Raw genomic sequence first — 15,206 nt, forward strand, 5'->3', positions numbered from 1 at the left:
AGAATGCGTTGGAGTATTAGAGCGGGTAGTCATCGGATAAATAGGATTCCCTATATAAGAGAAGCATTCACCGATACTCTTATTACACGTAAAGTATAAATCACATAATAATGCAACTTATACTTTACTCTATAACCTTCTCTATTTACCTAATGTTGCTAATACAACAGCTTCTACATTCTCGCGCTTTGCATTTGGTGGAACACTGCAGCCTGAATTCATAATAAAACCACCATCATCTTTAAATAATTCTACAAGATCCCTGGCATAATTGTAACAATCTTCAGGTGTACCAACAGACGTAAGCGCCGGAGGTACGTTGCCTGTAATACACATTTTATCTCCTAGTATTTCTTTAATTTTTCGAATGTCGGTTATATGGTCAGGATCCCATACACATGAAGCCTTAGGAAATTCTGCAAAATAGTGTAGAAACAATTCCCAATTTCCATCCATGTGCAGCCAGGCTTTTACATTCTTTTTATGCATCATAGGTACCAATTTTCTGTAATATGGAAAGTAGAATTTTTCAAAAACCTTTGATGATATAAAGTCACAACCAGCACGAGTTCCGCCAATGAAACCATATTCACCAGGTATGGCATCTATCAATTTAGCCGATTCTTCTACACATTCATCCTCTACGATATCTAAAGCAGCTCTTACTTTATCTGGAATGCGATACAAATCTCTAAAAAACTTAGGCAATTTACGCGCACCACTTAGCACCTCAAAAGGTGGGAAAGGTAACATTCCCCCTGCCCTGCCAATGTTTTGTTTACCAAGAGCTGCTACTTTTACTTGCAGCTTTTTACCATAATCTATATCTGGTTTTGCCAGTGCATCAGGATCAAATCCAATTCTTTTTAATAGTTCCTGTTTCAAATAATTCCAGCCTTTATTTATGATAGTATCATAGTCTTCTTCAGTCATCGGTCCCTGTTCACTAATTTGCCAGAGTGCATTTTCGGGCAATTCACGGCCAGGTACTTTCATTTTTGCAAACCACTTAGCTGCGAAACTTTGATGTTTAGTTTCCGCTGGCATTCCAAGGGAAACCATTGGTGGTGAATCTATTTCTTTCAGTATAGGAAGCTCTGCAGCCTTTATAAGATTTTCATCTACCAACTTGGGTCTTCTCCAGAAATCAGCCATAACCATTGTTGGATCTATAAAATTATAATAGCAGTGTCCAGAAAACAATATTGGAATTCTATCTGGCTTTTCCATATTCAGAGCAGCCATCATTCTTTTGTTACATATTTCAGTCATTTCTTGTGGAACCATTTTATTGCACCCCCAAATTTAAATATAAATTTATTTTAAAATAGTTCTATTTATTACCTTTTTTCAGCAAATGATCTTTCCTCCGTTTTTGTAAAAACTAATACTAGACAAAGAATTACAGCAATACCTAAAACACCTACTGCAGCAATATGCCATGCTGCCTTTGGACCAGTAATTCCAAACATTCTGGTAACAGCTGTTAACACAAACGGAGATAAAAATTGTCCAAAACCCTGAAGTGCAAAAAGAATACCTGTTGAAATTGCTGCTGGTGCTGATGAACTTTTGATAACTTTAAGAACAATTTCCGGATTAAAAGTTCCAAAACCAAGTCCATAAATAACGCCTGCGACACAAAACATTGAATATGTGTTTACGTTTACTAGTAAAAGAAATGATAACCCTAGGAATCCAACTCCAAGAACAATAGTGAATTTCTTAAATATTTTTGTTATAATTCTGCCATACATCATAGATGCAATAAAAGAACCAACAGTAAATAATGTAAGCACAAAACCAGCTTGAGCAGCATTTCCTATCTTACCTGATACCATAACTATAGATACATTTGTCATAAAGGAAAATGTCATCATATTTAATATCATATTTAATATCGCAATTATATAAGTATTGACCGTCGCCTTTCCTTTTGAAACTGATGTTTCAGTTTGAGCGGATTTTTTTTCTGGTTCCGGAAGCATAAACATTACCATTAAATATGATGGTATCATAAGCAAAAATCCAAGAAAAGCATATCTCCAACTGTACACGGCTAAAATACCGCCAACTACCTGAAATATTATACCAGAAACAGCTCCTACAGATGTCTTATATCCCATTAGTGCATCTCTTTCTTCGCCTTCAAATAAATAAGCTATCATAGATGCAGCATAAGGAAATAACATTCCATGGCCAGCGCCAAACAAAACCCTAGTAAATAATATTAAAGTCATACCCCCAAAGAAAGCAGGCAGGATTCCAATAAACATTAGAATAAACGATAAATATATTACCGCCTTTTTGGACATAAATCGCTCAAGTTGACCAGGTACCAAGGAAAATATAATCATCATCAAAGACGGTATAGTCGAAATCTGTTTAACTTCAGTGGCGCTTACATTAGGAAATGCCTTTGCTATTTCGCCAAGTGCTGGTGTGGTCATACTTGTTGTATATAACATGGCTGCCAAAGTTAACACAGCAATTTTTACTGTTAAACCGTATTTTTTTTCACTCATACTCTTTTGCTCCTTTTTTGTATAATAATTTTAAAAATTATCAAACTCCTGTTATATAAAGTGTTTTATATTCTTACTTACCCATTGCAGCTGCAATCATGGCTTTAACGTTTTCAGGTTTTGAATTAGGAGGTACACAGCAGCCTGCAGCCATAAAGAATCCCTGTGGTGAGAATTCATCTACAAGTTTTTTACTGTAATCGTATACTTCATCCGGTGTTCCTAATGATAGAAGTGATGGTGCAACATCCCCCATAAAAGCCATACGTCCTCCAAGAAGTTCTTTAGCCTTAAATATATCAGTTGAACTGTCAGGATGGAAAATTGCTCTGCCCTTAGGAACATCAAGGAAATAGTCCAGAAAACGGCTCCAATCCAGATCTAAATGAAAATAAATATTGGATCCTTCCTCAAGAATTACATCTATATTCTGCTTCATGTATTTCCACATATAGCGGTCAAAATCTTTCATAGATAAAAAATCTCCTGCTCCACGGCCTCCGCCTACAAATACAGCAAGCGGTTTTTTCTCACGTATTTGTTTTCTTAAATCATTTAACTTATCCACCATAAATGCATCAAATGCCGCTTCAACTTTCTCAGGTATCCTATGCATGTCCCTCATCAATTTAGGTATGGTACGTGCTCCACTAAAAACAGTAAACGGCCCTCCTGCTACTGCAGTTGTTAGCATGACACAACCTGCATCTGTATATTTTTTTGCAATTTTATCGGCAATAGTGCCGTAATATTTCATATCATCAAATGAACTTTTCAGATTTCTTTCGCAAAAGTCTTTAAAAAAGTAATTCCAACCTTTGTCAATGATGATGTCATAATCTTCTTCAGTCATTTTACCAATTTCATCTATCTGCCACTGTGCATCATCTTTAAGCTCACGCCCGGGTACCCTTGAAGCTGAAAGATAAGCTAGTCCACTTGTTGTTGGCAAACGAACTGGAGTAATGACACAATCTATATCCCCTATGGATTTCAATGAATTCACTACTTTATCTTCTGCTGCCTCATTGTCTGTTACAAATTCGCACAGCTTTCCACCTGCATATCTTAGTAAAAATGCTCCTGCGTGAAGCATAATAGGCGTTCTGTCCGTTTTTTGCATTGCAATATTCTTCTTGATCCTTTCCACATGTTCATTATACAATTCCTTATTACTTTTCATACTAATAACACCCCCACATAAATTAGTAAAAATATAAACTCACTTCAGTTTCCTTTCATATCAATGCTATCAAAATCCCAATATTGCTACAATGTTACAATTTGAGAAAAAACAATCAAACTGTTGTAAAGTTTTACAGTTACAATGTTGTTAAAATCATACATATGAACTATAATTAAATTGAATTCTTTACATAAGGGAGATAATTATGTCAGTTTTGATGAGTGAAATTGTTAATAACTTAGGGAAATACAACCCTGCTTTTAGAGTTAAACGCGACTCCTATGTGAGATGCTGTAAGTTTCTTAATAACAATGATTTACCATTAGACTCAAAAGATATATATTTAGCAAATATCTCTAATCTGCCCCCAAACATTTCTTCTAACAAAATTGTGAATTTACTATTTTTCACCAATGAAGATGTACCTAAATATTTGAAGGACAAACCTATGGTAAATTATATTGCAGTTAATCAAGATATAAGCAAAACAAAAATCTTTAATGAGCTTCAGGATTTATTTTTCCACCATGAATATAAAACAAATTGTGCTGAAAAACTGTTTAATGCTTTAAACGAAGGAAGAGATGTCCAACAAATTTTGAATATTTGTGCAGAAATTCTTGGAAATCCAGTGCTTTTAGCAGATTCATTCTTATATTTAATTAACTATTCAGGTTTTGATGATAGTATAGATGAGCCCGTATGGAAGAATTATATTACAACTGGACATATACCATTAGAATACATAAATCAGCGAAATTTAAACTTGACAGTACAGAACAGAATAGCTCCAGACATTATGTGGAATACTAGTACTTTAAAACACAAACAAATTATTGGAAGAATACGTTTAAATAACACTTTAATTGCTTATCTCAAAATATTGGAATATAACAAAGAAATCACGAAAAGTGATATAATAATTATCCCTATAATTTGTAACACTCTAGCACTAGCAGTAGAAAAAAGCAAATACAGTTTTTTATACCTGAATCTCCTATTGAAACATTAATGATACATTTGTTAAAGGGAGATATGATTTCAGAAATTTCTATTGAAGAAATACAAAATCAATTCATCGCTAATCAGTATACTACTTACTACATTTTAAGTTTTTATGTAAAAAATGATATTCCTGACTTAACCCTAAAATTATACCATATGAAAGGATTAATAAACAGCATTTTTCACCACTACCACACAGTTATATATAATGATCATATAGTTACACTAGTTACTAAAAAAAATACTAAGGAGCCGGTAATAGATAGTTACCTGCATAATTCTTTTATAAAATTATTATTAGATAATCAAGTTGTTGCAGGTGTAAGCCGATGTTTTCACAATATAATGGAAATTTTCAAATTTCATATACAGTCAATTAAAGCTGCCAAACTAGGATACAAGTTAAATAAGGAAGATAATCTCTATTTTTACAATGACTATGCTGTCTATCATTTATTTGAAGCCTGCTCTTTTAAAGAAAAACTTGAGGAATTTTGTGATCCTTCTATTTTAAAATTGATTAATGATGATAAAGAAAATGGGACATCTTATGCCCTCAGTCTTTATACTTATATTCAAAATAACTTTGATATACAAAAAACATCATATTTTATGAATGTACACTATAATACTATAAAATACCGTCTTCAAAAGATTGAAGATGTTTTAGAAATTGATTTAAAAGACAGTAATGTCGTATTTCATATTAGCCTTTCTTTTCGTATTTTAGGATTCCTAGGATATTTTAAATTATAAACCATAGCTTTAAAATTTTTGCCAAGTGAGATTCTATGAGAAAAAGTGTGCAAAATAGAATAAGCTTTCTATGATAAAATCATAGAAAGCTTATTCTATTTTTATACAAATCTATAGATACTCCCATATTTAAAGCTAATAATCCCTTGATATTTCATATTCTGCATCTTCAAATAATTTTTTTATATTTTTTACTGATAATCCACGGCTTTTTTCAGTATTGGATATACTATCTCTGGGATTAGCACCTGCTTCAGCATACAACTGATTTACTCCACAGATTAAACTCATCTGAATGGTCTCATGTGCATTCATAGCCCTATGAGGTCGTGTAACTATTCTTGTAACTGCCGCAATTTTAGAAAGCTCAACCGATGAAATTTGGCCCTTTTCATACAAAGGAGTGCCTTTAACCGGTATTCTTCTCATGGCAGCCATAACTCCTACATTATAATCTCTAGCTCTTAACATTTCATCAACTATTTCCTCATAACTGTGCTCTGGACCAATAGGTTCTACACAATAGTATAATTCCAATCCTGCTTTTTTTATTGAATCGAGAGTTTCAATTCTAGCTTCAGGTTTAATAGTTGTGTCTATTCCTTCCCTTAAACGCTTAATGTGATATGCTCCAGTAAAGCCCACTTCTTTTAATTTAAGTGCTGTATCATAGTCAAAGTCTCCAATATTAGCTACTAATCTTACATTTTTAGGTAAAATGTTTCTTACATTCTTTGATATATTTAAGAAATCATTTATTGGATAGTCAGCAGTTGTCATTAGGAATAGATCATTGATACCTTCATTAACAATAGTTTTAGTTTCAGATAATATAGAGCCCATGTCCTTTCTCCATGTACTTTCCATAGTATAATGGTTTTTACCCATGGAACAAAACTTACAGTTTACAGGGCACGGTTCTGCGTTCAATCCTATTTGAGCAAATATAAAAGCCTTGTTATTAAATTCAGAACGCGTCATTTCGTTTGCAAGTGATATAATTTTATAAAAGTCACTGGAATTGTTTTTTACATTTAGCAATGATATTGCCTCTTCTTTATTAAGTAATTTGCCACTTTTAGCATCATTAAGGATTCTATCGATAGTCATATAGATACCTCCAATCATTAAAATAATTTGTACTAATAAAACAATCACTTTGTAATACAAAATGATATATTTTTACTGGGCTGACTTGTCGTTACTAATAACACTTTTTACTTCATTAAGAAATGTGTCAATTGTATTTTTATAGTCTTCTAATGTTGAAATCCATGTACATAAGCATTGATAGCCATCTTCAGTAATTTTAAAAATTTTTTTAGCTGGACCAGAATTATTTGTATCCCAAGTTGATATAATGAGTCCATTACTTTCCATAGTTTTTAAATGACGATATACTCCTGTGGGGTCAGGTTTATTTCCATTGAACATGGCTGTTTGTGCAATTCTCTGGATAATCTTATAACCGTGTAATTCTTCTTTTACAAGAGCTGCAAGTATAGCAGGCTGAATCATTTTATCCAAATTGCTGCCTTTACATGGACACTGCTTTAAATTGTTCATTAGATCGCCTCCTGTATTAGATTACATCTAATAATAAATATAATTATACTATTTATATACTTCATATACAAATTATCTTAACAAGCTAAACTTTATATAGAGTAATTTTAAAAAAATTTGACTCTGAAGAAATAAATTAGTAAAATTATAAAATCGACATATAAAAATTTAACAGAGGTAAAAAAGCACAAGAAAGTATCGACCTCAAAAGGAGACATATGTAATGAGCGTACCATCATCAATAACTGAATTTGTGGGAACAGTAAAATATGGAGATACAGTAGGTCTTGTTATAGCAAATGTGGATAGTTCTTTGCATGAGAAGATGGGATTAGATAAAAGACATCGTTCAATAGGAATTATAAGTAACAGGACAGGAGCAGGTTCTCAAATCATGGCTGCTGATGAAGCAGTAAAGGCTACTAATACGGAAGTTGCAAGTGTTGAACTTCCAAGAGATACAAAAGGTGGGGCAGGACATGGTTGTTTGATCGTACTCGCAGCAGAAGATGTATCTGATGTAAGAAGGGCAGTAGAAATCGCCCTTAGTAAAACAGAAAGAAATTTCGGAGATGTTTATGGATTTGATGCAGGTCATATTGAATTACATTACACTGCAAGGGCAAGTCTTGCTTTAAACAAAGGTTTTGGTGCCCCTATTGGAAAAGCTTTTGGAATAATTGTAGGTGCTCCAGCGGGAATTGGTGTAGTAATGGCAGATACCGCACTTAAAACTGCAAATGTTGAGCTTGTTAGTTATTTAAGTCCAAGCCAAGGAACTGCCCATTCAAACGAAGTTATCATAACTGTCACAGGTGATCCAGGTGCTGTAAGACAATCGGTAATTGCTGCTAGAAAGGTAGGATTGTCTATTGCCAGATCAATGGGTCAAAACCCTGTATCTACTACAGGAAAACCTTATATCTAATAGTTTTTATACTTATTTTTAATAAGACATACTTTTTGAGTAAAAATTCACTCAAAAAGTATGTCTTATCTTACTTTAACATTGAAAGCATATAATCAGGAATATTCTTATTTTTACCATTTGGGAGTTCCATTGTTGTTACTTTAGGCTTTCTGGTTGATAATTTCATAGTTCCGTCTTCACTTTTTAAACTCATAATCCTTAAAAGCCAGTTATCATTATCTACAAATTCATAATCATCACGTATATGTGTACCCCTACTTTCTTTTCTCATAAGGTCAGCTCTTACACCTGCTTCTGTGCAAGTTAAAAGATTTCGAACCTGTACTGATTCTATCCATTCATAGTTATAAACTCTATTTTTACTTTTAGTACTCATTGCGCTTATGTCATATTTGTGTATTTTTAAAATATCATCTAAAGCTTTTGTAAGTCCCTCTTCATTTCTTCTAAAGTTGAATCCAGCATCAGCTGTCTTTTCTATATTTCTGTGTATTTTTATAGGACTTATCCCTTCTTTTCTTTCAAGAGGTGAAAAAATATCTTTAATTATACTATCAATATTAGTATTTTTCATACTTGGCTCATTTACATTTTGTATATATTTGCAAGCGGACAATGCTGCTCTATAACCATGTACAAGCATTTCAATAAGTCCGTCTGCAACCCTCATAGCTCCAAATACACCACTTGTAGTCTCACCAGCTGCATAAAGTCCTGGTACTCCAGTGTACATATTTTCGTCTACTTCAATGCCACCCATGCTGTATTCTGAGCCAATACCTACTTCCCATGGAATGCCCTTTCTTATATTTTCAACAAAAGTATCCAAGTTGTTTCCTTGATAGAATCCTTTTCTATACCACATGTTCATTAATGGCTCAGATTTTTTTAAGGCTTTTTCATAAATATCAAAAGGTACATTGGAATAATCAAAATATACTCCTCCATTTGGAGTTGCTTTTCCTTTTGCAATTTGATCTCCATAATAATACGTAAATATAAGCTTTCCCATTTCACTTTCCTTGGCCATTTTAAGTAAAGTTTCAGGTATATTGTCTAAAATTGATTCTCCTTTGCCATTTTTAACAATGGGCATAAGCATACTGGAATGTAAGAAAGGATAAATTGAACCTTTATATACTGATGGTGAAAGGGCAACTGCTGGTATATATAATAAAAATTCCATATCTGCAAGCTTGACTCCTGCACGGTACGCCATAGCCATTCCATCGCCAGTCATATCGGAAACAGTGCATTTAAAGGAATAGGGCTGATATCCGCCAGTAGCTAAAATAACTGACTTTGATCTAATTTCAATAATCTCTCCTGAATATATATCTATTCCAACTGCACCTACAGCTCTTCCATCTTCCATCAAAACATCTGCAACCATAAAATCTTGTATAACATCAATGCTGCCTGCCTCAGAAACTCCATATCGGCATCCATCTGCAACAGCTTTACCTGATGTTATATATCCTTCTTCTCCAAAGAATGCAACCTTATGTCCTGCTTTTTCAATCCACTGTTTAAGTTTCCAGCAGCATTCACCACAATCATTAACAAACTGCTCAACCATATTTTGATCACTTAGATAAAAAGACTGCTTTACAATTTGTTCAAATAATTTTTCCTTCGTATTTCTAGGATCTGCTTCCTTGAGTCCATATTTATAATATGCAGTTTCTCCATCCATAGAAAATCCTGCTCCTGCCATAATAGCATTACCACTTTTCCCAAGCTTTCCTTTTAATGCAAGCAGTACTTTTGCTCCTTTTTCAGCAGCTGTTACAGCTGCCATTGACCCTGCTCCAGAGCCTCCAACAACTAATATGTCAGTATCAATTATCTTATCTATTTGCATTTTAACAGCCTCCTAATTTTATAACATTTTTAGATTAAATTTACAAACTTTATCACCTTTTGCAATGCAATAGGGTCTTTCCAGCTTCATACCAAAAGCTTCAAACAAAATATAATCTATTTCACAATATAGATGTCCTAATTCCATACCAGCTTTTCCATATTGTGACCATATATCCCCCATAGGACAATAAGTAATTTCTGATTGATCATTATCTGAATATTTCCAAGCATTTGAAGGCATGTCTCTAACGGCAGCATAAGTTCTAGGATTGTTTAAATCCAAACCTTTTTCTTTTGCTTCAGCTTTCATCGCATCTACCCTTGCCTTCCCAAACTTCTTAACTGCAGATGAAATTGCATCTTTTCCATTTTCTTCTCCCATTCTTTCAACCATTTCCTGTGCCATAAAATAATACAGTTCAGCCATAAGCTTTGCAAATTTAACTGCTGGTTCCTCACTACTTTTTAAATTACTCATTTTATTTACCTCCCTCTATAATCTTTATATAGTAACCAAATCTTTTACTTTTTTTCTTCCTTTTAAAGGCTCAAGGACAATTTCATCGCCCTTCTCTATTACATGTGTGCATGCAAGAGAAGGAATACCATCAACCATAAGAGTGCATCTTCCACAAATTCCATGGCCGCAGGCACTGTGTTTGTAATAGCTCAAACTGCTATCACAATGTTCCTGGATATAATCGAGAACATTCATTACAGTCCACTTTTCTTCAAAAATTACTGGAATATCAAAACAGTCATAATGTTCAGCTTCTTCTACTGTTGGTTCAAATCGATATACTTTTACTTTCATTTCAATACCTCCGATTAATAAAATTTTTAAAGTATAAATATTTTGTAGTTCGTAATAATTTATCAAAAAAAATTTGTTTGAATTCAAACAAATTTATATCATAAAGACTTTGCTAATCTCCTTAAAAATTTAATAAGAAATTCTTTTCCCTGATCATTTTCTGTTGCTTCCAAGTATTTTTTAGCAATTTCATAATCAAACTTCATATGTTCTTCTTGAATAGCTTTGCCTTCATCAGTGATTTCAAGATTAAATGAGCGTCTATCCTCTGGACTTATAACTCTCTTTACAATTCCACGCTTTTCAAGACGATTTATAACACTTGTAAGTGTACTATTAGGAATTTGCAATATATTAAGTAAATCCTTTATCTGTTTTCCTGGATTTTCTGCTACTACTCTTAATACTCTAAAATCAAGCATAGACATTTTTTTTGTTTTATCTGAATAATCATTTAAAAATTTGCTGTTAATCATTTTATATACGAGTTCATGTATAGCTTTATCAACAATTCTAATATCCTCATCTTTTATCATAGTGTATTTTCTTCCTTACTTCGTAATATTTATATTATGTAATAATACTAAAACATCTTATAAAATTTGTCAAGATAATTATATGATTTTTTAAACCAATTTGTTTAATTTCTTCTATCTATCAAAAATAAAAGATTTAACAACCCCAAAATATTCTCTTACACAATAATTAGGCAACAGCAAATAGTTTACAGATGCAGGAACACCTTCAACTTGAAATCCATATCTTTTAGCCAAAAATTTAGCTCTAAAAACATGAAAATTACTTGTAACAACAGCTAGCTGTATATTTTCCCTACCATCTATTTTCTTCAAAATCTCTCTAGTATATTTCATATTTCCCAAAGTATTTTTGGATTTTTCTTCCTTTATTATGTCTTCATTCTTTACTCCATGCTCAGCAAGGTATATCCTCATAGCTTCTGCTTCTGATATATCTTCTCCAGGTCCTTGTCCCCCTGAAGCAATGACTTTTATACCTGGATTTTGTTTTATATATTTAAGTGCTTCTTGAGTCCTCTGAAGTTGAACTAGAAGCATATTTCTTCCGCTAATCCCACCACCTAAAATCATAATGTAATCAGGTTTCTTATTATGACTTTCATTAGCACTTACAAAAATGCATCCTTCAACAAAAATAAATGAAATAGCAATTATGGATATAAAAACTTTTAAAACTGTCAAAAACTTTTTCATTACTTTATTAAAGTTATTTTCATGAAACTTTATTTTATAAATTCCTAAAATCACGCAAGCAATTCCTAACATAACAAAAAACTCTGAAAAATTCACAAACCTGCTAAATACTATGAAGCAGCTAATAAAATATAATATGTTGATTATTCCAAAGGCCACTAGGAAGTATCCTATACCCTTGTGATTTTTTAAATTTTTAATCTTAAACACCATCCTAAAACATAATATTTTATAACCCAGTTTTTTTAATCACTTATATCATTAAAATTGTAATCTATCATATACCCCTCAAATCATATTTACCACAGTTTTCATTCTTATATACTTCCATTATATACTATATTGAAGCAGTTATAATAGTAAAAATATCTAAAATATAAGTCAACTTTTCAATTAAATTTTCTATACTGATACTATGGGCATTGAATTTGTTTATAAAATATACCTTATATTACTTCTATTAAATTATTATGTTATGCACCTGTTACTTACAATAAAAAGGAAGTGATATATTATGGAAGATACCTCTATAGAAATACCTGCTTCAAAATGTTTCACCGCTACTAACTTAAACCCTAAAAATATTATACTAAACACACTTTTTACTGGACTTGAGTCTGATAAAGATTATAAAGGTTATATCTTTTTTGATATTTCTAATTGGTTAAAGGATTTTCATATTAATTCTATAATTTTGAGGCTATATTTAAAAGAGTTAAAGACATTGTCTCTGAGTCCTAATCTATATATATCAGAAGTGGACAAGAATATTTGTGAATTAAATGAATGTAGTAATCCACAAACTCAAATATCCTATACAGTAAATAAAGATTCTCATGGATCTATTGATATAAATATAATGGATCTATTTTATAATAATAATTTTGATATTATAAAGAACAAACTATTTATGTTAAGTTCCGATGAAAAAGAAAAATCACTCTTTATATTTAGCTCAAATTCCACGGAAGATGATAAATTAAGTCCTAAATTATTAATTACCTGCTGTGATAAGCAACCTAAAACAATCAAACATTTTATGGGAGTAAAAGAGTATCACTGGACTTTTGATTTGTATAAAAGTACAGTTTCTGAAGTAGTAAATATTGAAGACATCAATGAAGGTACTTTTTTCGTTACCAATGAAAGTAATTATCCAGTTGCTGCGGCAGTACAAGTTAGTGGTAATTTAATGAACTGGATTACCGATACAAAAGTTTTAGTTAATCCCCATACTACAAATGTGCTAATTTCAAGGTACTATGGTAAATACTCCAGATTACTTTTACTTTGTAAAAATAGTGCTCATATAAAAGCATCATTTGTATTTCAATTTTACAAATAATTTGTATATATTTTATATGACATTTATTTACACTGAGAAATATGCTGATAAGTTTGATTTCAATTTATCAGCATATTTCCCAGTATAATGTTATTTAAAAAAATTGCGAAACAATTTTTTTAAATAACAAAGTACAAAGTTCAAATATCAAATAAGGATAATTTTCTTCCTAACGTCAGAAAATATTAAAATTATAGATTTCCTGAGGTATGAGGGAAATCATCTTTGCCTGTTCTTTGTTATTTGAACTTTGTTATTTTCAAAAGCTTTGTCTCACAATATTTTTATATTAAGTCAAAATTTCATATGTGCAAAAGTTGCGTTATTAATTTATATAACATTTCTCCATATATTCGTCAGCTTTTTTCCGTCATCTTTATAGTATATATATGCTGGCTGCCAGTAACTTCCTATATACTCCCGCTGACGGGTATTTACTGATACAAGTATTTTATCAGGTTTATCTGTTTTGGATATTTTTATTACATTGTACCTTTCAGGAACACCAGGCCATAAGCCACTTTTCCCAACGCTTAAGGCTCCAGCTCCAATCATAACCATGTTAGGATTTATATTTTGAGGGTTTAGATAATCCAAACTTATGCTCCTATGAACATGGCCATGCAAGTAAATTTTAAAATTTTCATTTTGAAGTGCATTTGCAAAGGGAATATCATTTCCATAGCTATTTGTAAGATCTACAGGATGATGTCCTACTGCTATTTTTATTATATTGTCCTGAGGCAGCTGTCTTGAAACCTTTATTAATCCATCCGTATCAAAATAAGTTACTTCACGATTGAACTGGTCAATTTCAGCAGCAGTATTTAACATGAAGAATGCTACTTTTTCATTATCTATAAAATCCCCCAATATAACTTTAAGCTGTTCTTTAGGATTATCTGGAAAAGGAACTTTATATAACATCTCATACAAATATCTGCTGTAGTTTGTAAATTTTTTATACCATTCTGCATCATTTCTTTTTAAATAAAACAAATCAGTTCCAACATTAGTAACTACTTTATCGTTAGGTCCGGGAGTACCAATAGTTAAATGATAGCTGCTCATAGTAACACTCCAACTTAAATCATGGTTTCCAGGTACTATAACTATTTTTTGATAAGGTACATTAAGTTCTTTACTCAATATATCTATAAACTTGAATGCTTTTTCAAAGGATGATTCTGAATCGCCACGTTCAACAAAATCTCCACTAATTACTACATAATCAATATCAGTTAGCTTTATACTGCTTTCAGGATTATCAAAGTAAACCTTTTTTAAGTCACTTATTAAAAGGTATGCTTCATTTTTTTCATCGATGTCTGTTGTATAGTGCAAATCACTTAAGTCTAGTATAATTCCTTCCTTTTTAGATACTGAACTAACTTCCCTTTGTGAGTGAGTTTTTATTTTTCCTTTTGAATCATGTTCCATATTCTCATCCCCAAATTTAACGATATTTAATTGTTTGAAATTTTTATTTTGCTATTATATAATACTCATTAATAGGGACAAGGTTCCAATATCTAATAAAAATACTGCAAAAACCTCTTCGTGAAAACACAAAGAGGTTTCTTTTTGTCATTATACTTTTATCACTATACTTTTTTTACATAGTCCTCATTCTTCTGCACTCATCAGCACATTGACGACATGCATCTGCACACATTCTACAGTGTTCATCATTGAATTTGCTGCATTCGGATGCACATTCATCACAAGTTGTTGCACACAAATTGCAAATATCATTTACATGATATCCTCTTCTAGCCATGGTAGTTGCAGCTGTTCTACAAATTTCTGCACAATCAACTAAATCAACTATACAATGTTCTCTTGCCTTTACATCTGGTTCTGACAGGCACATTCTGAAACATTCCTCACATAATTGCATACATTTATTACAAGAATCAATACATGATTGATACTGAGCATTTGGAGCCATTAAAGTTGAATTCATAATCTAAACCCTCC

Annotated in this window: 16 protein-coding genes; 4 read left to right on the forward strand and 12 right to left on the reverse strand. The window is 32.0% G+C overall.

Annotated elements, in window-relative coordinates; genetic code table 11:
- Positions 1-141 precede the first annotated feature (141 nt).
- The 3 genes from B5S50_RS01360 to B5S50_RS01370 all read right to left on the reverse strand — a co-directional run bounded on the left by B5S50_RS01360 (position 142) and on the right by B5S50_RS01370 (position 3,708).
- The gene (locus B5S50_RS01360) at positions 142-1,287 is read right to left on the reverse strand and encodes a uroporphyrinogen decarboxylase family protein (RefSeq protein WP_217302881.1); all 1,146 of its coding nucleotides are present in this window, start codon (positions 1,285-1,287) and stop codon (positions 142-144) included.
- Positions 1,288-1,340: 53 nt separating this feature from the next.
- Positions 1,341-2,525, reverse strand: coding sequence for an MFS transporter (locus B5S50_RS01365; RefSeq protein WP_065076654.1), 1,185 nt, complete (start codon positions 2,523-2,525; stop codon positions 1,341-1,343).
- A 73-nt stretch (positions 2,526-2,598) separates the two neighbouring features.
- On the reverse strand, positions 2,599-3,708 hold the full coding sequence (locus tag B5S50_RS01370; protein ID WP_065076653.1) for a uroporphyrinogen decarboxylase family protein: 1,110 nt from the start codon (positions 3,706-3,708) through the stop codon (positions 2,599-2,601).
- Positions 3,709-3,916: 208 nt separating this feature from the next.
- Here B5S50_RS01370 and B5S50_RS01375 point away from each other — a divergent pair, with 208 nt between their 5' ends.
- Positions 3,917-4,723 carry a hypothetical protein gene (locus B5S50_RS01375; protein WP_217302882.1) on the forward strand — a complete coding sequence of 269 codons (807 nt, stop codon included), beginning with the start codon at positions 3,917-3,919 and terminating at the stop codon, positions 4,721-4,723.
- A gap of 23 nt (positions 4,724-4,746) precedes the next feature.
- The gene (locus B5S50_RS01380) at positions 4,747-5,472 is read left to right on the forward strand and encodes a helix-turn-helix domain-containing protein (protein ID WP_217302883.1); all 726 of its coding nucleotides are present in this window, start codon (positions 4,747-4,749) and stop codon (positions 5,470-5,472) included.
- A 135-nt stretch (positions 5,473-5,607) separates the two neighbouring features.
- Here B5S50_RS01380 and B5S50_RS01385 read toward each other — a convergent pair whose 3' ends face one another.
- Both B5S50_RS01385 and B5S50_RS01390 read right to left on the reverse strand, forming a co-directional pair.
- Positions 5,608-6,582 (reverse strand): radical SAM protein, encoded by a 975-nt coding sequence (locus B5S50_RS01385; protein ID WP_065076651.1) that lies wholly within the window; start codon positions 6,580-6,582, stop codon positions 5,608-5,610.
- A gap of 72 nt (positions 6,583-6,654) precedes the next feature.
- Positions 6,655-7,038 carry a helix-turn-helix transcriptional regulator gene (locus tag B5S50_RS01390; protein WP_065076650.1) on the reverse strand — a complete coding sequence of 128 codons (384 nt, stop codon included), beginning with the start codon at positions 7,036-7,038 and terminating at the stop codon, positions 6,655-6,657.
- Positions 7,039-7,261: 223 nt separating this feature from the next.
- On the opposite strand from B5S50_RS01390, the gene pduB reads away from it, so the two are divergent.
- Positions 7,262-7,966 (forward strand): propanediol utilization microcompartment protein PduB, encoded by a 705-nt coding sequence (pduB, locus tag B5S50_RS01395; protein ID WP_065076649.1) that lies wholly within the window; start codon positions 7,262-7,264, stop codon positions 7,964-7,966.
- A gap of 70 nt (positions 7,967-8,036) precedes the next feature.
- Here pduB and B5S50_RS01400 read toward each other — a convergent pair whose 3' ends face one another.
- The 5 genes from B5S50_RS01400 to B5S50_RS01420 all read right to left on the reverse strand — a co-directional run bounded on the left by B5S50_RS01400 (position 8,037) and on the right by B5S50_RS01420 (position 11,935).
- Entirely contained in the window at positions 8,037-9,833 is a 1,797-nt protein-coding gene (locus B5S50_RS01400; protein WP_217302884.1) for an FAD-binding protein, read from the reverse strand.
- An 18-nt stretch (positions 9,834-9,851) separates the two neighbouring features.
- Positions 9,852-10,313, reverse strand: coding sequence for an L-2-amino-thiazoline-4-carboxylic acid hydrolase (locus B5S50_RS01405; protein ID WP_217302885.1), 462 nt, complete (start codon positions 10,311-10,313; stop codon positions 9,852-9,854).
- Between the two features lie 24 nt (positions 10,314-10,337).
- A complete protein-coding gene (locus B5S50_RS01410; RefSeq protein WP_065076646.1) occupies positions 10,338-10,649 on the reverse strand; it encodes a 2Fe-2S iron-sulfur cluster-binding protein in 312 nt (103 codons plus the stop codon).
- A 98-nt stretch (positions 10,650-10,747) separates the two neighbouring features.
- Positions 10,748-11,185, reverse strand: coding sequence for a MarR family winged helix-turn-helix transcriptional regulator (locus B5S50_RS01415; RefSeq protein ID WP_065076645.1), 438 nt, complete (start codon positions 11,183-11,185; stop codon positions 10,748-10,750).
- Between the two features lie 114 nt (positions 11,186-11,299).
- On the reverse strand, positions 11,300-11,935 hold the full coding sequence (locus B5S50_RS01420; protein ID WP_242872071.1) for a YdcF family protein: 636 nt from the start codon (positions 11,933-11,935) through the stop codon (positions 11,300-11,302).
- Between the two features lie 460 nt (positions 11,936-12,395).
- Here B5S50_RS01420 and B5S50_RS01425 point away from each other — a divergent pair, with 460 nt between their 5' ends.
- Positions 12,396-13,226, forward strand: a complete 831-nt coding sequence (locus B5S50_RS01425) for a DUF6385 domain-containing protein (protein WP_217302886.1) — start codon at positions 12,396-12,398, stop codon at positions 13,224-13,226.
- A 330-nt stretch (positions 13,227-13,556) separates the two neighbouring features.
- Here the strand turns inward: B5S50_RS01425 and B5S50_RS01430 are convergent, their stop codons facing one another.
- A complete protein-coding gene (locus B5S50_RS01430; protein ID WP_065076643.1) occupies positions 13,557-14,666 on the reverse strand; it encodes a metallophosphoesterase in 1,110 nt (369 codons plus the stop codon).
- Positions 14,667-14,841: 175 nt separating this feature from the next.
- Positions 14,842-15,192 (reverse strand): four-helix bundle copper-binding protein, encoded by a 351-nt coding sequence (locus B5S50_RS01435; protein WP_065076642.1) that lies wholly within the window; start codon positions 15,190-15,192, stop codon positions 14,842-14,844.
- Positions 15,193-15,206: the final 14 nt, after the last annotated feature.

The sequence above is a fragment of the Clostridium sp. 001 genome (assembly GCF_019056555.1).
Classification (GTDB): Bacteria; Bacillota; Clostridia; order Clostridiales; family Clostridiaceae; genus Clostridium_B; species Clostridium_B ragsdalei.